General features: G+C 58.8%; 20 protein-coding genes. 8 read left to right on the forward strand and 12 right to left on the reverse strand.

Translation table 11 applies throughout. From position 1 onward, the window contains the following. Positions 1–9 precede the first annotated feature (9 nt). Complete coding sequence (pyrC, locus tag ACKVOS_RS00885; protein ID WP_409210138.1) at positions 10–1,047, forward strand: dihydroorotase; 1,038 nt, start codon at positions 10–12, stop codon at positions 1,045–1,047. A 9-nt stretch (positions 1,048–1,056) separates the two neighbouring features. On the opposite strand, the gene rarD is transcribed toward pyrC, so the two are convergent. Next, positions 1,057–1,953, reverse strand: a complete 897-nt coding sequence (rarD, locus tag ACKVOS_RS00890; protein WP_409210139.1) for an EamA family transporter RarD — start codon at positions 1,951–1,953, stop codon at positions 1,057–1,059. A gap of 5 nt (positions 1,954–1,958) precedes the next feature. Next, a complete protein-coding gene (locus tag ACKVOS_RS00895) occupies positions 1,959–2,180 on the reverse strand; it encodes a hypothetical protein (protein ID WP_409210140.1) in 222 nt (73 codons plus the stop codon). Between the two features lie 197 nt (positions 2,181–2,377). Between ACKVOS_RS00895 and ACKVOS_RS00900 the strand changes: the two genes are divergently transcribed. Beyond that, complete coding sequence (locus ACKVOS_RS00900; protein WP_409210141.1) at positions 2,378–2,689, forward strand: glycine zipper 2TM domain-containing protein; 312 nt, start codon at positions 2,378–2,380, stop codon at positions 2,687–2,689. A 13-nt stretch (positions 2,690–2,702) separates the two neighbouring features. On the opposite strand, the gene ACKVOS_RS00905 is transcribed toward ACKVOS_RS00900, so the two are convergent. After that, entirely contained in the window at positions 2,703–3,329 is a 627-nt protein-coding gene (locus ACKVOS_RS00905; RefSeq protein ID WP_409210142.1) for a class I SAM-dependent methyltransferase, read from the reverse strand. Between the two features lie 132 nt (positions 3,330–3,461). Here ACKVOS_RS00905 and ACKVOS_RS00910 point away from each other — a divergent pair, with 132 nt between their 5' ends. The 3 genes from ACKVOS_RS00910 to ACKVOS_RS00920 all read left to right on the forward strand — a co-directional run bounded on the left by ACKVOS_RS00910 (position 3,462) and on the right by ACKVOS_RS00920 (position 6,201). Continuing rightward, positions 3,462–3,785, forward strand: coding sequence for an antibiotic biosynthesis monooxygenase family protein (locus ACKVOS_RS00910; RefSeq protein WP_409210143.1), 324 nt, complete (start codon positions 3,462–3,464; stop codon positions 3,783–3,785). Between the two features lie 50 nt (positions 3,786–3,835). Beyond that, a complete protein-coding gene (locus tag ACKVOS_RS00915) occupies positions 3,836–5,095 on the forward strand; it encodes an MFS transporter (RefSeq protein WP_409210144.1) in 1,260 nt (419 codons plus the stop codon). A gap of 230 nt (positions 5,096–5,325) precedes the next feature. Beyond that, positions 5,326–6,201 carry a LysR substrate-binding domain-containing protein gene (locus ACKVOS_RS00920; protein WP_409210145.1) on the forward strand — a complete coding sequence of 292 codons (876 nt, stop codon included), beginning with the start codon at positions 5,326–5,328 and terminating at the stop codon, positions 6,199–6,201. Positions 6,202–6,419: 218 nt separating this feature from the next. On the opposite strand, the gene ACKVOS_RS00925 is transcribed toward ACKVOS_RS00920, so the two are convergent. From ACKVOS_RS00925 to ACKVOS_RS00955, 7 genes are all read right to left on the reverse strand, one after another. After that, positions 6,420–7,715, reverse strand: a complete 1,296-nt coding sequence (locus tag ACKVOS_RS00925; protein WP_409210146.1) for a terminase large subunit domain-containing protein — start codon at positions 7,713–7,715, stop codon at positions 6,420–6,422. Next, complete coding sequence (locus tag ACKVOS_RS00930) at positions 7,712–8,422, reverse strand: hypothetical protein (RefSeq protein WP_409210147.1); 711 nt, start codon at positions 8,420–8,422, stop codon at positions 7,712–7,714. Before ACKVOS_RS00930 ends, ACKVOS_RS00925 begins: the two co-directional genes overlap by 4 nt. A 140-nt stretch (positions 8,423–8,562) precedes the next feature. Continuing rightward, positions 8,563–9,522, reverse strand: coding sequence for a tRNA lysidine(34) synthetase TilS (tilS, locus tag ACKVOS_RS00935; RefSeq protein WP_409210148.1), 960 nt, complete (start codon positions 9,520–9,522; stop codon positions 8,563–8,565). Next, complete coding sequence (locus ACKVOS_RS00940) at positions 9,513–10,469, reverse strand: tetratricopeptide repeat protein (protein ID WP_409210149.1); 957 nt, start codon at positions 10,467–10,469, stop codon at positions 9,513–9,515. Before ACKVOS_RS00940 ends, tilS begins: the two co-directional genes overlap by 10 nt. 112 nt (positions 10,470–10,581) lie before the next feature. Next, positions 10,582–11,391, reverse strand: a complete 810-nt coding sequence (locus ACKVOS_RS00945) for a helix-turn-helix domain-containing protein (protein WP_409210150.1) — start codon at positions 11,389–11,391, stop codon at positions 10,582–10,584. A 96-nt stretch (positions 11,392–11,487) separates the two neighbouring features. Beyond that, complete coding sequence (gene ptsP, locus ACKVOS_RS00950) at positions 11,488–13,752, reverse strand: phosphoenolpyruvate--protein phosphotransferase (RefSeq protein ID WP_409210151.1); 2,265 nt, start codon at positions 13,750–13,752, stop codon at positions 11,488–11,490. A 75-nt stretch (positions 13,753–13,827) separates the two neighbouring features. Next, a complete protein-coding gene (locus tag ACKVOS_RS00955) occupies positions 13,828–13,995 on the reverse strand; it encodes a YdcH family protein (protein WP_409210152.1) in 168 nt (55 codons plus the stop codon). A 155-nt stretch (positions 13,996–14,150) separates the two neighbouring features. Here ACKVOS_RS00955 and ACKVOS_RS00960 point away from each other — a divergent pair, with 155 nt between their 5' ends. Further along, the gene (locus ACKVOS_RS00960) at positions 14,151–14,348 is read left to right on the forward strand and encodes a YdcH family protein (protein WP_409210222.1); all 198 of its coding nucleotides are present in this window, start codon (positions 14,151–14,153) and stop codon (positions 14,346–14,348) included. A 117-nt stretch (positions 14,349–14,465) separates the two neighbouring features. Further along, positions 14,466–14,915 carry a DUF1465 family protein gene (locus ACKVOS_RS00965; RefSeq protein WP_409210223.1) on the forward strand — a complete coding sequence of 150 codons (450 nt, stop codon included), beginning with the start codon at positions 14,466–14,468 and terminating at the stop codon, positions 14,913–14,915. A 278-nt stretch (positions 14,916–15,193) separates the two neighbouring features. Here the strand turns inward: ACKVOS_RS00965 and ACKVOS_RS00970 are convergent, their stop codons facing one another. Further along, entirely contained in the window at positions 15,194–16,906 is a 1,713-nt protein-coding gene (locus ACKVOS_RS00970) for an ABC transporter transmembrane domain-containing protein (protein ID WP_409210224.1), read from the reverse strand. Between the two features lie 251 nt (positions 16,907–17,157). Here ACKVOS_RS00970 and ACKVOS_RS00975 point away from each other — a divergent pair, with 251 nt between their 5' ends. After that, complete coding sequence (locus tag ACKVOS_RS00975; RefSeq protein WP_409210153.1) at positions 17,158–18,399, forward strand: polyhydroxyalkanoate depolymerase; 1,242 nt, start codon at positions 17,158–17,160, stop codon at positions 18,397–18,399. Positions 18,400–18,407: 8 nt separating this feature from the next. Here the strand turns inward: ACKVOS_RS00975 and ACKVOS_RS00980 are convergent, their stop codons facing one another. Continuing rightward, positions 18,408–18,776 (reverse strand): septal ring lytic transglycosylase RlpA family protein, encoded by a 369-nt coding sequence (locus ACKVOS_RS00980; protein WP_409210154.1) that lies wholly within the window; start codon positions 18,774–18,776, stop codon positions 18,408–18,410. Between the last annotated feature and the right edge of the window lie 84 nt (positions 18,777–18,860).

The raw sequence follows: 18,860 nt of genomic DNA on the forward strand, positions 1-18,860 counted from the left end.
AGGGAAGAGATGACTGACAGCTTGACGATCCGCCGCCCCGATGATTGGCACCTCCATTTCCGCGATGACGCTGTGATGAAAGGGGTCGTTCCCTTTACCGCCCGGCAATTTGCCCGCGCCATTGTGATGCCCAACCTGTCTCCGCCGGTGACCAGCGTCGAAGGCTGCGCCGCCTATCGCGACCGGATACAGGCGGCGGTGCCGGCGGGCGTGGATTTCACGCCGTTGATGACCGCCTATCTGACCGACGGGGTCGATGGCGACGAACTGGCGCGGGGCTTTGCCGAAGGTGTGTTTACCGCGGCCAAGCTTTACCCTGCCCATGCCACCACGGGCAGCGCGCATGGCGTGACCGACATCGCGCAGATCATGCCCGCGCTTGAAAAAATGGCGTCGGTAGGGATGCCCTTGCTGATCCATGGCGAGGTGACCGACAGCCATGTCGATATTTTTGACCGCGAGGCCGTGTTTATCGAGCGCACATTATCGGGTCTGGTCCGGAACCTGCCCGAACTGAAGATCGTGTTCGAACATATCACCACCGCCGATGCCGCCGCCTTTGTCGATGCCAGCGGACCCAATGTCGCCGCGACGATCACGCCGCAGCATCTGCATATCAACCGCAATGCGATGTTCGCAGGCGGCATGCGCCCGCACGCCTATTGCCTGCCCGTTGCCAAGCGCGAGGTGCACCGGCTGGCGCTGCGTAAGGCCGCGACGTCGGGCAGCACCAAATATTTCCTCGGCACCGACAGCGCGCCGCACGCCCAATCGGCAAAGGAAAGCGCCTGCGGCTGTGCGGGTATATTCAACGCACCTTTTGCGCTGGAAAGCTATGTCACGGTGTTTGACGAAGAAGGCGCGCTTGACCGGTTCGAGGCCTTTGCCAGCGAGAATGGCCCGCGCTTTTACGGCCTGCCGCTGAATGAGGGCACGATCACGCTCGAACGCGTGGAAACCCATGTGCCCGATACGGTCGACGCCAACGGCACCACGATCGTTCCCTTCCACGCTGGTGAAACATTGGGCTGGGTCTATCGCGGCTGACGCTTCGCGCTACGCCCTGCCCGCGCGGTAGGTGCGAACGGCGTCGACGCAGAAGATGGCGATGCTGATCCAGATCAGGATGAAGCAGGCGAGCTTTGTCGTGCTCAGCGGTTCATGATAGACGAACACACCGAGCAGGAAGGCTATGGACGGCGCGAGATATTGGACGAAGCCAAGGCTCGCATAGCTCATCCGCCGGGCCGCCGTCGCGAACAGCAGCAGGGGGATGGCGGTGATTGCGCCGGCCAATATGAGCAGGCCCGACGTATGCCAATCATCGCCGAAACCACCGGTGCCCTGCGACGCAAACCAGAGCGCCGCCGCAAGCGAGACGGGTGCAAGCAGGGTGGTCTCCACCGCCAGTCCGGGCACCGAACCCACGGGGGTAATCTTGCGGATCAGGCCGTAGACGCCGAAGCTGAGCGCCAGGGACACCGACACCCATAGCGTATCGAGCGCATCGCCGATCAGGATTGCAACGCCCAGCGCCGCAACGGCCACCGCGACCAGCTGCATCGGGCGCAGGCGTTCGCCCAGAAACATCCGGCCAAGCAACACGTTGACCAGCGGGTTCAGATAATAGCCGAGGCTGGCCGCCAATATATGGTCAGTCGATACCGCCCAGATATAGATCACCCAGTTCACCGCAATCAGCACCGCCGACGCGATCAGGTTGCGCAACAGCGCACGATTGCGGAAAATGGCGGCATAGTCGGCCAGCTGGCTGCGGAAGGCCATGATGACCAGCAGCAGGGGGATCGACCATAAAATCCGCTGCGCCACGATCTCGACCGGCGGGACATGGCTGAGCAATTTGAAATAAACAGGGACAAAGCCCCATGTCAGATAGGCGCCCAAGGCATAGGGCAGGCCATTGGGCGGCGGGGTTTCGCTTTTAACGGGCACGTGGCTTAAATGATGCCGCCGCCGATCCACAGGCGAAGGGCGCAAATGGCCATCACCACGAGGCAGAAATTGCGGCCCGCGTTCTTCTCCGAGGCAAAGCCGAATGCCGCGCCGATGCCTGCGATGACTATAATCAACCAGTTCAACCAGCCGAGCAACGGAATGAAGCCGATGATGGCAAGAATGAGAGCGATGAGTCCGAGCAGGATTGCAATGATATTGGCCATGCGTGATGTGTGCGGTCTTTCGGGTCGTTAGGCAAGGGCCGCGAGAAATATTTTCGGCAAACTTCCGCAAAAGACCGATGAACATCTTTTATCGCAAGTTCCGCCCATTTCATCCTTTTCTGAACGGATCGTGCAACAACGGTTCAGCCTGCGTGGCCGAAGTTGCTTCCCCTGCATAAAATGAAAAAGGGTATATAATGAAAAAACTTGTTCTTCTGGCCACGATATTGGCCGTAGCCACGCCCGCCACCAGCGCCCTCGCGCTGAAGAAGGACCGTCAGGCCGAACGTATCGATGAAGGTGATCGCATCTGGAAGGGCCGCGATGGCCAATATTATTGCAAGCGCAACGATGGCACGACCGGCTTGATCATCGGCGCGGCTGGCGGCGGCTTGCTGGGCCGTGCACTCGCGGGAAGCGGCGACAAGACGCTGGGTACCATATTGGGTGCAGCAGGCGGAGCCTTGCTGGGCCGCCATATCGAGCGGAAAAATTACCGCTGCAAATAAATGCGGCCTCGATTCATTCTTTCCAGCCCCAGAACAGATGGCAAGGCGGGATGTTTCTGAATTCAAATCCGGTGTCGATGTTACGGAAATAGGGGGCCATGAAATCACGGGCGCGGGCGCGGTACTGGTACACCAGAAACGCCCCGCCCGGACGCAATGCCCTGGCCGTATTTTCGGCGATGATGGGTCCCAGATTGTCCGGCAAGGTTGAAAAGGGCAGGCCGGACAGGACGTAATCGGCGTGTTTGAAGCCAAATTGCGCGATAATATCGTGCACGCACGCCGCCGACCCGTGGACCGCGATGAAGCGACTGTCGCGGATATTCGTGCGGAGATAATCGATAAAATCGGCGTTGAGATCGATCACCAGCAAGGTCGCGTCGGGCCGCAGAAGATCAAGCACCGGCTGGCAAAATGTACCGATACCGGGGCCATATTCGACGAACAATCGGGTATTGCCCCAATCCACCGGCGCCAGCATTTTGGCAACGGTGCGGTTCGAAGACGGAATGATCGCCCCGACCATGACCGGATGTTTCAAAAAGCCTTTGAAAAACACACCCCACGGACCCAAAAAGCGGCTCACGCGTGCCTTTGCACGGTCGATCAGCGGCTTTTTGACAAAGGTGGTGAGCGGCATTTTTACGGTTCCATTACATTTTTATTGCAGCCCCGCGACCTCGCAAATCGGGACGGTGATTGCAACCGCAATCGGTCAGAATATGTTTTCGACGGGTTGCAACACCGGATGATTAGGTTCTATGCCTTGCACATGGGCACGCTTCCTTCAGGCACGATATCGGTGATTTTCATCGCACAGCGAACAGGTGACGACGACGAGGGCTATGCCCGCGCCGCACATGTGATGGATGCCTTGGCGGCGCAGCAAACGGGGTATCTGGGTATCGATTCGGTGCGTGGTCATGATGGCCTCGGGATCACCGTCAGCTATTGGCGCAGCGATGCCGATGCCAAGGCGTGGCGCGACCACCCCGAACACGCCGCCATCCGCGATGCTGGGCGCGACCGTTGGTACACGCATTACAGCCTGCACGTCGCGCAAGTCACCCGCAGCTATGACTGGAAAAAAGCATAAGCGCCGTCCCCGCCATTTCCAACAGTCGCGTCGTCGTCCTGTTTCTCGTCATGCTGGTCGCTGCGGCCGGTAACACGGCGATGCAATCGGCACTGCCAGCAATAGCAAGCGAGCTGGAAATGCCCGATGTCTGGGTCAGCCTCGCGTTCAGCTGGTCGGCTTTGCTCTGGGTCATCACTGCGCCAAAATGGGCGCGAATGTCCGATCGTCGCGGCCGCAAACAGTTGATGAGCGTTGGTGTCATCGGGTTCATCGCATCCATGGGGCTGTGCGGACTGGCGTTGTGGATGGGGCTTGCGGGCTGGATCGGACCTGTCACGACCTTTGTGTTATTCGCCCTGTTCCGCAGCCTGTATGGCGGCTTTGGCTCCGCCGCGCCACCTGCGGTTCAGGCCTATGTCGCCGCCCGGACCGAGCGGGAGGAGAGGACAAAGGCGCTGTCGATGCTGGCCTCGTCTTTTGGTGTGGGCACTGTCATTGGCCCGGCGGTCGCGCATTATCTGTTGTTTCCACCCTTCGGACTTGCCGGACCGTTGATCATGTTTGCCGCATTCGGGGTCGCCGTGCTGGTGGCGTTGCATGTGCAATTGCCCAACGACACGCCCCGGTTTGCCGCGCGCGGCGACGTTGCGGCCTATCCCAATTCGGCATCGATGAATTCGCCCGAACCCGAACAGGCCGACGGTCAGGCGCTCGATTCGGTTTTGCCCGACACAGAAGTACGCCTGCCGTGGCGCGACCAACGGATGTTGGCCTGGCTGATTGCCGGGCTGATCGGTGGCCATGCACAGGCAATATTGCTGGGCGTCGTCGGTTTTCTGGTGCGCGACCGGCTCGGCCTTCAGGATCGCCCGTGGGAGGCAGTGCAGGCCAGTGGCTCTGTCATGCTGATCGGTGCGATGGCGACATTGCTGGCGCAATGGGGGCTGATCCCGATGCTATCGCTGGCCGCGCGCAGTTCGGTTTTGCTGGGATCGGCACTCGCCCTGATCGGCGTTGCATTGACCGCGGTCAGTCAGGATTTTTACGGAATCAGCACGGGCTTTGCGATTGCATCCTTGGGTTTCGGGCTGTTCCGTCCGGGGTTCACCGCAGGCGCATCGCTGGCGGTACGCAGGCATGAACAAGGCGATGTCGCAGGCAAAATCGCGTCGATAAACGGCGCGGCGTATATTGTTGCACCTGCGATAGGAGTGGCATTGCTCGACCTGTGGGAACCCGCGACGTTCATCCTGACCGGGGCCGCGTTGCTGTTCCTGATTATATGGGGACGCAAGGCGTTGGTCGTGTCGTCCTTTGAAAAGACATAAAAAAAGGGTCGACCGAAGCCGACCCTGAATAAGTTTTTAGGAGAGGATGCCTATAAGGCATGATCGATATGCCATCGTTTCAATTATTGTGCAAGTGCGAACAATGCAATTTAGGTTGCATAAAGTGCAACTGCACAATAGTGGTTTCAGAGCGAAATATCGTGCTGTTCGGGCAGATGCGATGAAAATCCTGTATTTGTTGCGCCGCGACAAATCTTTAGGAGGTTGTGATGCGTCGTTTACCCCCCTTGCGCTCCCTTGAAGCGTTTTTGCGTGTTGCAAAACTTGGCTCTGCCAAAGCCGCAGCGAGCGAGCTTTCGCTATCGCCACCTGCGCTCAGCCGGCGAATCAAAGGGCTTGAAGATTTCATCGGCAAACCTCTGTTTGACCGGCGTGCCCAGGCGATGGTTATCAACGCCGATGGCGAGGCTTTGCTGGCCGCGGTCGAGCCTGCAATGGATGCGATGGCCGAAGCGGTAGAGGAATTGGCCGGTCGCGGCGGTGAATATCGGTTGCGGCTGGGCGTTCTGCCCTTGTTCGGGACCCAGCGGCTGATCCCGAAACTGCCTGCACTGCGTAAGGCGTTTCCGAAACTGCATATCGATGTTGATACATCCGGCCATGCGGAAAATCTGCTGGGCGATGTCGTCGATGCTGCCATCATAATCGCGGCTGAAGTCGACCCCAAATTATACAGCGTCCGGCTTGACCGGAATGTGGTGTTCGCGATCGCATCCGAAGAATGGGCCAGCGAACAGGACATCAAAACACCGGCAGACCTCGGCAAACATACCGTCATGGTCCACAGTGATATGCCGATGATCTTTGACGCATGGCGCGAGGCGGTCGGCTATCCACGGCTAAAACCGCTGGCCATCGACCACATCGATAGCGGCCCGTTGATGCTGGAGGCGGCGGCCAACGGGCTGGGCGTTGCCATCATGCACGGCAGCCATTTTTCCGACGCCCGCGACCCGCGTTTGACGCGGTTGTTCGATATCGAGGTTGAAAGCCCTTACAGCTATTGGTTCGTCTGCCGCCCGCGCGCGCTCAAGCAACGGGCGGTGAAGATTTTCCACGACTGGTTGTTGAAATCCGGTGTGTAAGGGAAGCGTCGGTCTTGGCCCTATCCGGGGATAGTTTCACGCAAAGGCGCGAAGATTTTCAAGAGGGCGGATGCCCCCTAAAATAAATCACGCGCGATTTGGATTGAGTGAGTTTGATATTTTCGACTGCCCTCTTAAAAACCTTCGCGCCTTTGCGTGAAATATTCTGTTTCTTTGGGTAAACTGAGCGGAGTTTCAACATCCACCCTCTCCTCCCCCTAAAGCACCCGTATCCGCGGCGCGCCTTTTTTGCCTTTCAGCATCAGCGCCCACAGCGCCCAGACCATCGCGTCGGCGCGGTCGGGGCTTTTGCCTTCACCTACATAGCCGCCCGGAACAAGGCCGGTCAGCTCCGCCTCCAACTCGGCAAATTCTTCGGCGAAAAAGGCTCGGCCATTTTCAAACAGGGCCGCCACCGGTTCGGCCCGCGCGGATTTGCCCACCGCTGCATGAACGAGCTCCACCGGCAAAGTCGCCGACGCCGCCAACAGGACAGACCGCACCATCGCGCCGCCCTGATTCCGTTCAGCGACCACGCGGTCGGCATCGAACGCCGTCGCCGCATCGGCCACGGCCCGGGCCCATCCCTCGGGTGAGGCCCCCGCAACCGAGCAATCCGCCAGCACATAAGCTTTGCCATCTTTGGCTGTCGCGCACACAATTATGCCGCAGGTGCCATTGGCCGAAGCGGGCGGATCAACGCCGATGACGGTGCGGGTCACCGCAAAGCCTTCATCGCACACAACGCGGCACCGGTTGATCAGCTCTAGCGGCCAAAGGCTGCCCTCGACATCGTCGAACAACCGGCCTTCCAGTTCCTGCAACGCGATGCGCGTGCCGCCATAATGGTCCTGCATCGCGTCGACAAAGCTTTGCGGCAGATGCAGGTTGTTATTGGTCGACCCGCCCGTCCGCACACTGTCATGAGCCTCCAATATGCGGCGCAACACGGGCAGTGATCGCGGCGTGGTGGTCACCGTTGCCCGGGGGAACTTGCCCATGCGAAGGCCCATTTGCAGATTGTCCCACGTCTCGGCGGGATATTTCCATTTCGCAAGTTCGTCGGCCCATGCAAAATGATGCTCCGGTCCGCGCAGGCTTTCGGGATTAGCCCCGGAATAGAGTATCGCCATGCTTCCGTTTTTGAACCACACGGTGCGCTGTGACGCTGACCATTGTTCGACTTCGTAGTCCATCGCCACCCGCAGCAGGCCTGACGGCCCCTCCACCATGACCCGCCTTGCCTCATCCAGCGTTGCGGCAACCAGAGCGATACGAGCGCACGGGGTCGCGCGCACCTGTGCCAGCACCCATTCGGCCCCTGCCCGCGTCTTGCCGAAACCACGCCCCGCCATAATCATCCAGGTGCGCCAGTCGCTGTCGGGCGGCAACTGCCCTTCATGGTGAAATGTGGCAAAATCGGCATTCAGCCTTTTCGCGGAGCGACTGTCCAGTTTGCGGATGATCGTCGCGCCAGCTTCGCTGGCCGCAACATCCAAGAAGTGATCCGTCATAGACGTTTGCCGCCAGACAGAAGCTTGGCCTTTCGGATGATTTCCTCCTTCACCGCCTCCACATCGACGGGTGGACGGTTCGGGTGATAACGCCGAAGTTCGCCGTTTTTCCGACGTCGGGCTTCATATATTTGGGCGACTCTAATGGCCTGATCTAACGACATAGGTTCCAGTTCAGGGACCGGCAATTCCGGCGGTTCGAGCACGTTGCTGGCCGATGTGAGCAAATGAACCGCCAGCCTTTCGGTGGCGAGTGAGATGACTTCATCCCACCGGGCGTCAAAAGCGGGCCACATCTTGCGGCGGCGGTACAAGGTTGACTGGGCCATATTGATCTGCCGTGCGGCTTCCATGACATTCCCGGTGGCGGCCAAAGCGGTGAAAAATTTGTCTTCGACCTCTGCGCTCCAACCTCCCGGGCTTGTCAAAACAATCTGGGCTCCACCATTTTTGGTTAAACGCACGATACCCTCACGCCCATCGGGTAGTTTCAGCCCGGTTGATTCTTTTTCGGACGCGATGCAGTCTCGTGCCGATGACATGGCCTTTACCCATGATTTTGCAAAATCTGGACTTCGGCTTCGATATTTATACGCCGTCGGGCGCGCAATCCCTGCGGCCCGTGCGGACAATTGGACATTGGCGCTTTCACCAAGCGCACGCAAAAACGGCCGCACCCACCTGGGTGACACGGTTTTGGAAGGCATGAGGATTTCCTTTTTTGGGAGAGAAATGGCAGGACGCACACGTCCCAGCCTCAGGTAATTTACCTGATTAGCGTTACGCTGTCAATATATTTAACCATATTGGTGATTTATGTACCCTGAGACCACACGGCTATCCCGCTCTATTTGATCCCACCATCCCGGCGCGGGGGCGCGGGGGTTAGTGTCCAGCGGGTTCCGCCCTTGCATAAAATATTGCCGATCATCGCGGTTTTTCCGGCGTCCAGTTCGACCAGCAGCCTGTCGACCGCTTCGCCTTTTGGATGCAAAGCCGGTTCGAGCTGGGCGATACAGTGCAGCAACAGGCGGCGTTGCAGTTCGCGGGGCAACGCATTGGCGTCGCATGTAATCGCACTGTCAACTTGTGTCGTCCGTTCCGCAGCCAGCACCGCTGTCATCCATGACAGGGCATCGGCGGCATCGGCAAGCGCCGACGCTGTACGGTTGGTCCGTTCGAACTGGAACGGATGCGTTGCCTGCGCGATCCATTGGCGCATTGCCACCCTGTCGAATTCCGGATTATCATTGCTCGGGTCGCGCACGGGTTCGACACCGGCGGCGGCGCAGATTTCCTCTAGCTCGGCTTTGGTGAAGCCCAGCATCGGGCGCACAATCCGCCCATTCTTTGCGCGGATTGCCGCCATGCCGTCAACGCCGCTTCCCCGTGCTAACCGCATAAGCATCGTTTCAAGCTGGTCATCACCATGATGCGCGGTGGCGATGAACGTGCACGTCTGGTCATCCGCCGCCTGGTCCAGCAACGCGTAGCGCGCGCGCCGCGCGGACGACTGGATATTACCAGATATGGGTTGTGCCGGCCGCAGGATGCTATGGGGGACATCGATATTGCAGCACAGGCCGCCGACAAATTCAGCCTCTTGTGCCGATTCCCGTCGCAATTGATGATCGACGGTGGCGGCGGCCACTTGGCCCGGACATGCGCGGTGCGCGAGCAATAACAGCGCAAGGCTGTCCGGCCCGCCCGATATGGCGAGTAACATTCTGTCCGGCCCGCTTATGCCCAGATCGGTCAGCGCCTGCCGGAACCGGTCCAGCCCGTTGCAGGGAATGTCTATTTGCACTTGGCCCGGGTTTTACCGGCGACAATGCGTTCGGCCAGCCGACCGCTCGCCGCATCGGGATAGGCCTTGGCCAGTTCGCCAAAAGCTTCGCACGCTTCGGCGGTCTTGCCCAGATCAGTCAAGGCAGAGCCCAAGAAAAACAGGCTGTCGGGTGCGCGGTCGCCGCGAGGGTCATTCTTGTAATTTTCGTAGAATATCTTGACCGCTGTTGCCGGTTTCTTGTCATCCAGCCAACTGCGGCCGAGCAGGTTGCGGGCATAGCTTGCGCGTTTGTGTTGCGGAAATTTTTTCAGGGTTTCTTCCAGCATGGCCTGTGATTCAGGATAAAATTTTGCCTCCCACAAACGGAAGCCATAGGTATATCCGTCTTCAAAAACATCGCCGGTGGCCGGTTTTTCAATCGCCGCGACGGCGGCTGTCCGTGCTGCCGAAGGTTTGGAAGCCACAATTACGGGGGCTGGCTTGGGCTGGGGCTTGGGCTGGGACCGGGGCTGGGGCGTCGATGCCGCAGGGGTTGCGACCGGCTTTAATTCCGGCTCATTGACGACCGTCAATGCGGGCGGCGGGGCAGTCGCGGCGATGGCGGCGTCGGCCTGCGCCTTTAACTGCGCTTCCATCGCTTTTAACCGGCTTTCCATCGACCGCATGGCATACTCATGCTGTTCAACCTGACCGGTCAGGGTAACCAATTGCGTTTCAAGCGCGTCGACGCGTGCCAAAAGATCGGCGGTGGCGGTGGATGCGGAACCCGTCGATCTGGGCACCTCGGGCGTCTGGATTTCGGCCTCCAGGGTTTTTCCGGCGCCATTGGGGAACACCTGACGCTGTACCGCGCGCATTTCCTTTTCCAGCTTGCCCACGCGGCCGTCGATGTTTGCATCTTGTGCGACGGCTGGGATACACAGCATCAATGCCGCGCCGCCCAGTAAAAAAACTCTCAATGTCATTGGGCTTCTCCCCAGAATGCTGTCCAATTCCTGAACCTATAGCCTGCCCGATTCACGCATTAAAGGCCTATCGCAATGTATTTATGTAAAGTTTCGCTTGCGGGGGCGGATTTCAGGGCGTTGTGGTTGCGGCCGGTTGACGCGACAGCAGGGCCTTGGCGCTGATTTCCAGATCGGCGACGGTCTTTTCCGGCGGGCCTAATGTGGGCACAGCCTTCCCGCCGACGGTGACGTTCAATACCTCCGGCCGTCCGGTGACGATCATCGGCTTGTTGGCATCCTGCGGCACGGTAAAACTGTCGCCGGACTGCATTTCCTTCTCAAAAAGTCTTTTATTTTCAATATCATAGATTTTCACCCAGACCGTATCTGTGGCAGTCAAAACAACAAGCCCACCAGTCGCCACGGCATCGGGCGAGGGTGCCGCGGCGGATTTGCCAGCAGCAGGGGTCAGAGCCGCATTCTGGGCCATGGGTGCAGGCATGGTGATATCAACCGCGGCATCCAGCATCATACTGCGCCAGATAAAATAGCCAGCGACCACCAGCACGCCAATGACGGCAGCCGTCCACGCCAGCGTGCGCGAAGGCACACGTGCAGGGTCTGTCGGCTCATAATTTTGCAACGGGGCTTGATACCCTTCATGTCCGCCTTGGGCGAGTTCGGAACGTAAATCGGCGCTGACTTTGATTGCATCCAGCTCCACCGCCCGGGCATAGGATCGGGCAAATCCCAACGTATAGGTCGAGCCGGGTAGCGCCGCAAAGTCAGATTTTTCAATGGATTCCAGATGCCGCATCGGCACCCGTGTGCGGGCAGCAAGATCAGCAAGACTAAAACCCAAGCGCTCTCGCGCCGCTTTCAGCTGTTCGCCGACGGTGTGAAACCGGAACTCGTCTTCACTCGGTGAATCGTCACCCACTGCAATCTCCACAACCCTATGTCCCTCCACCTCTCCGGGCGGATGAACGGACAATGGCATCACACCGTTGAAAGTCAATCGATAAAGGGCGGGATATCAGCCTGTTTCGATACCTCGGCTGGCCGCCCATGCTGACAAATCTGCGCGCAGATTGGATGTCGGCGCTGCCAGCAACTCGGTCATCTTGTCCCGGATGCCAGCGTGATCGGCGGAGCGTATCATCGCCTTGACCGGCCCGACCGCCGCAGGTGTGATAGACAATCTACGGATGCCAAGGCCAATCAAGGCCAGCGCCTCAAGACTGCGCCCACCCATTTCGCCGCATATGGCGACGTCGACATCGTGGCCGTCGGTTGCGGTCACGACACGCTTGATGAAGCGCAAAATAGCGGGGCTCAGCCAGTCATAGCGCTCGGCAAGGCGCGGGTCCGCTCGATCAGCGGCGAACAGAAACTGCGTCAGGTCATTGGTGCCGATCGACAGAAACTGGATCTTGGGCAGCAAGATATCGAGCGTTTCGGCCAACGCCGGAACCTCAAGCATTGCGCCATAACGGATCTTGCTGGGCAATTGCTTTTTCTGTTTCCCGAGAAACTTCATCTGCCCTTCAAATATGGCTTTGGCTGCGTCGAACTCCCACGGTTCGGACACCATCGGGAACATCACATGCAAGGTGCGTCCCGCCGATGCCTCGATCAGGGCGCGGGCCTGCGTTTTCATCAATCCGGCATGGTCAAGCGACAGGCGCAATGCGCGCCAGCCCAGCGCGGGGTTTTCTTCTTCGCTGGTTTCGTCTTTCAGATACGGCAAAGCCTTGTCACCGCCAATGTCGAGCGTGCGGAAAATAACAGGCTTTTCGCCTGCCGCGTCCAGAACATCACGGTAAAAGCGTTGCTGCCGCTCGCGTTGCGGCAAGGTGGCGGAAATCAGGAACTGGAATTCGGTGCGGAACAACCCGACGCCCTCGGCCCCGGTGGTCGCCAGCGCCGACATATCGTCGCGCAGGCCCGCATTGATCATCAAGGTGATAGGAACACCATCCTTTGTGACCGACGCTTCGTCCCGCATGGCAGCGTAGCGCGCTTTCTTCTTTTGCCGGTCGACGAGATCATGTTGGAACAACTCCTCGGTCCCTGCCGCGGGTCGGACGATCACGCTCTTGTCATCGGCATTCAGCAACAGCATATCGCCATCGCGGATTTTGTGCCGAATGCCGCGAACGCGGCCAAGCACGGGAATACCCATCGCGCGGGCGACGATGACGACATGGGCCGTAAGGGACCCTTCTTCGAGGATGACGCCGCGCAGCCGCCTTTTGTCATATTCCAGCAGTTCGGCAGGGCCGAGATTGCGCGCCAACAGGATCGTGTCTTTTTTCAGGCCTAATTGTGCGGCGGTGCTCATTTGCCCCGATACAATCCGCAGCAACCGGTTCGACAGATCTTCCAGATCGTGCATCCGGTCGGCCAGCAGCGGGTCGTCAATTTGCCGCATCCGCATCCGGGTGCGTTGCTGCACCCGTTCAATTGCCGCCTCGGCGGTCAGGCCGCTGTCGATGGCTTCGTTGATACGGCGACTCCAGCCTTCGTCATAGGCGAACATCTTGTAAGTCGAGATGACCTCTTCATGTTCTCCGCCGGTGCCGAAATCGATCTGGCTAGCCATGCGGTCAATTTGCTCGCGCATTTTGTCAAAGGCGGAATAGACGCGCTGACGTTCGGCCTCGGTATCTTCGGCCACCGTATGTTCGATGCGAACATTTGGCTGGTGGAATATCGCAACCCCCGCCGCCGCGCCTTTTACCAGCGGCAAGCCGGTCAGGATAACAGTGCCGGTTTCCATGCCGCCACCTGTTTCGGGATCATCGATCAGGTCGGCGTTGGCGATCAGTTCGGACAAGACCATCGCTACCGTTTGCAATGCCTCTATCTCGATCTCGTCATATTTACGCGTTTCGACATGCTGCACCGCTAGCACGCCCACGGCGCGCTCAGACCGGACGATGGGAACACCAGCGAAGCTGTGAAATCGTTCTTCGCCCGTTTCGGGGACATATCGGAAATTTGGATGCGCCGCGGCCTCGTCCAGGTTCAGTGTTTCGACATTCTCTGCAATCGTACCGACCAGCCCTTCGCCAAGGCCGAGCCGGGTGACATGGACCGCCGCCTCGTTAAGACCGCGCGTGGCGAACAGTTCCAAAGCCCCGTCGCGAAGCAGATATATAGAGCATACTTCACTCGACAAAGCCTCGCCGATGATATTGACCACATGGTTCAATTTGGTCTGGGCAAGGCTTTTGGAGGCCATGACTTCATGTAGACCGGTCAATATGTTACGGGCAGAGCGAGTTGCGGTTTCCATATCTCGTGTCTAGCAGACGCACCCTTGGCAAGCGATACTTATTGCTTAAAATAGTTTCAGGTTATTGTCCGCATTTCAACCGGACAACGATTGCTGTCGCAACATATCTTTGAGGTGCAGCTTTTGCTTTTTCAAACTGTGGATCAGGCTTTCGTCCGGCATCGGCCGAACCTCCTCTCGCTCCAGCTTGGCCTCCAATTGGGCGTGTTTCGTGCGAAGCGCGGATATATGGCTGTTGTTCACCTCATACTCCTTTTTGTGAGACTCGACGATTGAAGATCGAAGTAAATCATGAATAATTGATGCTGTCTTCCCTATTTTTGTCTCGACAGATGCACGGAGGTGCGGCGCATTATTTTGACGATGACTTGTTAACCGCATTAGGGTTACAGGGAAGCATGAACGATGAGGGTTACCAGCATCTACTTGAACAGCTCAGGATCGAACATCGCGATCTTGACGACGCCATTGGTGCGTTGATGGCCCAGCCGGTCGTCGATCAGCTCCAAATTGCCCGGCTCAAGAAAAAAAAGCTTGGCCTCAAAGACCGCATCATGCGTCTCGAAGACCAGCTGGTGCCAGATATAATCGCCTGATCCGTGCAAGTTTACATTTAACTATCAGGCGTTTCATCCCGGTACAGTCGGCCCGTTAACCCTGTTTTCTGGGTTTTAGCGCTAACAATATGGCGCGACCGGTGGCATATGAGGGTGATGGACACACTGCACCACGAAATCACGCCAAAGCTATTGGACTCGCTTTATGTGGAGGCGATGGTGCTTGCGGATGAAGCGCGGTCCTATTTCGACAGGGACCATGCCAATGGATTTTCGTCGCCTGAAATATCGGTCGCTTTTTCGTGCGAATCGTTAAAAGTGACGACGCGTCTGATGCACAGCATCGCCTGGTTGCTTAACCAAAAAGCGATTCGCGCCGGTGAAATATCACGGCGCGACTCTTTTAATGACGAACGCGAATTGGGCTATTCGCCCGCCAGCGACGGCTTTCAGGTGCAGCGGTTCCCCGAAGAGGCACAAGCCCTCGTCGTCGCCAGTGAAGACCTCTATTTCCGGCTGCAACGTATCAGTGAAAAAATGCGCTCGATGACGGCTCCGGTGCCCGAGCCTTTGGCCATGATAGAACGGCTTCGCGCATCGTTTTGAGACTCTGTCGGTCTTTCTTAGTATTCCGTTACCTTTAGCTTCAACGCGCCATCACCTCGCGGCTCCAAACCACCGTCACCCTGAACTTGTTTCAGGGTCCATCGTGCAACGGGACCCGTTGTGTGAAGGTAGCCCAACTTGCGTCTCGGCCTGGCGTGTCAAGAAAGGACGGGAATGAACTGATAAATCGACCCTGAAACAAGTTTAGGGTGACGCGGAGAGGCAAGCTGTGATTTGCACGCCTTCGGCTCCGATGTGTTGGGGAGGGTTCATCCCCCTCACGCGTCGAACTGCAAACTCGCCAGCCGCGCGTAGAGGCCCCCGGCGGCGCTCAGTTTCGCATGGTCGCCTTCTTCGACAATGCGCCCCTGGTCCATCACGATGATCCGGTCAGCCGAACGGACGGTGGCCAGACGGTGCGCGATGACGATGGTCGTGCGGTCCTTCATCAGATGGTCGAGCGCATCCTGCACCAGACGTTCGCTTTCGGCGTCTAGGGCGCTGGTCGCTTCGTCGAGCAGCAGGATCGGGGCCTGCCGCAGGACGGCTCGGGCGATGGCGATGCGTTGGCGTTGCCCGCCCGATAACCGCGCGCCGCCTTCACCCAGATAGGTGTCGAGCCCCTGCGGCAATTCGCGCAGGAAGGTCGCGGCATTGGCCTGTTCGGCGGCGTGCCAGATGGCGTCGTCATCGGCAAGCCAGTTGCCATAGCGCAGATTGTCGCGCGCCGAAGAGGCGAACAGCACGGTGTCCTGCGGCACATAGGCCATGCGCAGGCGGATTTCGGCAGGGTCGGCGCTCGTCAACGCGACGCCGTCGATGCGGATCGCGCCGCTTTCGGGATCGTAGAAGCGCTGCGCCAATTGGAACAAAGTCGACTTGCCCGCGCCCGACGGGCCGACGACGGCGACGGTTTCGCCGGGGCTGACCTTCAGGCTGAAATTATCGAGCGCCGATACTTCGGGCCGGGTGGGATAGCGGAAGTTCACATTCTGGAATTCAAGCTGCCCGCGCGGGGGGACTGGCAGGGCGACAGGTTTGGCTGGCGGGGCGATATCGGGCTGTGCCGCCAGCAATTCCGCAAGACGGCCCGAGGCGCCTGCACCGCGCACCAGATCGCCATAGACTTCGGTCAATGCCCCGAACGCGCCGGCAACGAGACCGCCGGTCAGCACGAAGGCCGCGATGGTGCCGCCTGAAATGGTGCCCTCGGCCACGCCCTGTGCACCCTCCCACATCAGCAGAGTGATCGCGCTGAATATCAGGGCGATGACAATGGCGGTCAGCATGGCGCGCAGGCCGATGCGGCGCTTGGCCGCGGCAAAGGTGCTTTCGACGGCGTCGGAAAAGCGGATATGCTCGCGCCCTTCCTGCCCGAAAGCTTGCACGATTTTCAGCGCGCCCAGGCTTTCCGAGGTGATGGTGCCGATGTCGGCGACGCGGTCCTGCGAAGAACGCGACGCCTTTTCCAGCCGACGCCCGATGAACACGATGGGCAGGATGACGATCGGGATGCCGATGAGTAGGGCTGCCGTCAATTTGGGGGCGAGGGTGAAAAGATAGATGATGCCGCCAACGCCAATCACCAGGTTTCGCGCGGCGACCGAAACGGTGGTGCCAACAATCTGTTCAATGACGGCGGTGTCGGCGGTCATGCGGCTGGCGATTTCGGCGGGGCGGTTTTCTTCAAAAAAGCGCGGCGCGAGACCGAGCAGGTTTTTCTGCACCGCAACCCGCACGTCAGCCACCACGCGCTCGCCCAACCAGCTCACAAAATAAAACCGCATCGCTGTGGCAACCGCCAAAATCGCAACGATCATTAACAGATAGCGGAAATAGGGGTCAATATCGCCGCCGCTGGCAATGAAGCCTTTGTCAATTATCCGCTGAAAACCGGCTGGTATGGCAAGCGTGGCACTTGCCGCAACGACGAGCGCGATAGCCGCATAGAATATCTGGCGCGGATAATGGCTGGCGAAACGGGCAACCATTCGTAATTGCCCCAATTTGCGGGCTGGCGGCGGCGGAAGCGTTTCGTTGGACGGGTCGATGGTCAATGGAGCTTCGGTCACAATTGTCGGTTCGGTCATGACATGCGCCTAGCAGTGCGCAGACACGCAAACAATTGCGGAGAGGGACGAAGTGTTAAGTTTTTTATGGTGCAATGCACAATAAAGGCTTATGTCGGGCCCGATGAGCGGGTGCTGGCAACAGCCCGGCGGATATTTTTAAGGACGTACCCATGCTTTACACCGGTTATGATATTCAACGCGGATGGCTTGCTGGCGCAGGTTGGATTGCCCAGAAGCAAGCTGATTTCCTGAACAATTTTGCTTCCGGTCCGTTCAGCTACGGCGGTCTTGCCCCCATTGCGGCCTCCGCGCTCGACGTCTTTGCCCATTCGGTAATGCCGCGCGGCAAGCCTGCCTTTGGACTCGATTTTGTCGACATTGGCGGAAAGCATCTGCCGGTCACCGAAGTCAACGAAGCGCGCAAGCCCTTCGGCCAGCTCAAGCATTTTACCTATGAAGGCAGCAGCGAAAAGCCACGGCTTCTGATCTGTGCGCCCATGTCGGGGCATTTCGCCACGCTGCTGCGCGGCACCGTGGAGCGGATGCTGCCCGTTTATGACGTCTATATCACCGACTGGAAAGATGCGCGCGATGTGCCGTTGACCGGCGGCGGCTTCGATCTGGAAAGCTATATCGACTATCTGATCGAGTGGCTCGAATTTATCGGTCCCGATGCAGGGGGTCGCGGCGCGCATATGCTGGCCGTGTGTCAGCCGTCGGTTCCCGCCTATGCCGCAGCCGCGATCATGAGCGCAAATGAACACCCCTTGCGTCCGCGCACGCTGACCATGATGGGCGGCCCGATCGACACCCGCGAAGCCCCCACCGCCGTCAACGACCATGCGACCCGCCGTCCGCACGACTGGTTCGTGCAAAATGTGATTGCGACCGTGCCGCCCTATTATAAAGGCTCGGGCCGCCGCGTGTATCCCGGGTTCCTTCAGCTTTCGGGCTTTATGTCGATGAACCTAGGCAACCATATGATCAGCCATTGGTCCATGTTCTCCGACCTCGTCAAAGGCGATGGCGAGGGTGCGGACCGGCACAAGGAATTTTACGACGAATATCGCGCGGTCTGCGACATGACGGCGGAATTCTATCTGCAGACGGTCGACACTGTATTCCAGCGCCACCTGCTGCCCAAGGGCGAGTTCAACTATCGCGGCAAGCTGGTCGACCCCGGCGCGATCAAGGACATCGCGATCCTCGCCATCGAAGGCGAGCGGGACGATATCAGCGGCCTCGGCCAGACCAAAGCGGCGCTGACCATCGCAACCGGCCTGCCCGACAGCCACAAGAAATACCATATGGCGCCTGAAGTCGGCCATTATGGCATCTTCAACGGCAGCAAATGGCGCGACAAGATCGCCCCGGTACTCGAAGACTGGATCGCGAAAAACAGCGGCGTTTAATACAAAGTCTAGTAAAGCAATTCCAGCTTCACGCGGGCGGTACCGCTGTGATGCATGCCGATGGCTTTGGCGGCGGCGTAGCTGATGTCGATCACCCGGCCTTTGCCCCATGGTCCGCGGTCATTGATGCGGACGACTACTTCCTTTCCATTGGAAAGGTTGGTGACCGCAACCCGGCTGTGGAAGGCGAGTGTGCGATGCGCGGCAGTCATTGCGGCGGGGTCAAAACGCTCCCCGCTTGCCGTGCGGCTGCCTGCAAATTCATTGCTGTAATAGCTGGCCATACCGTCACCGACATGACGCCTGATGTCCCCAGCCTGGACGAGAACCGGCAATAGGGCGAGCGCCAGAAACGCCTTACGATACCTGATTTTCATGGACCCCTCCATCGATTCGCCCAACTTATCGGCGAGTCCAAAACCCGCCAATCCGCCTTTCGATACGGCGGTCCATTATTGGGC

The sequence above is a fragment of the Sphingorhabdus sp. genome (assembly GCF_046154385.1).
Taxonomy (GTDB): domain Bacteria; phylum Pseudomonadota; class Alphaproteobacteria; order Sphingomonadales; family Sphingomonadaceae; genus Sphingorhabdus_B.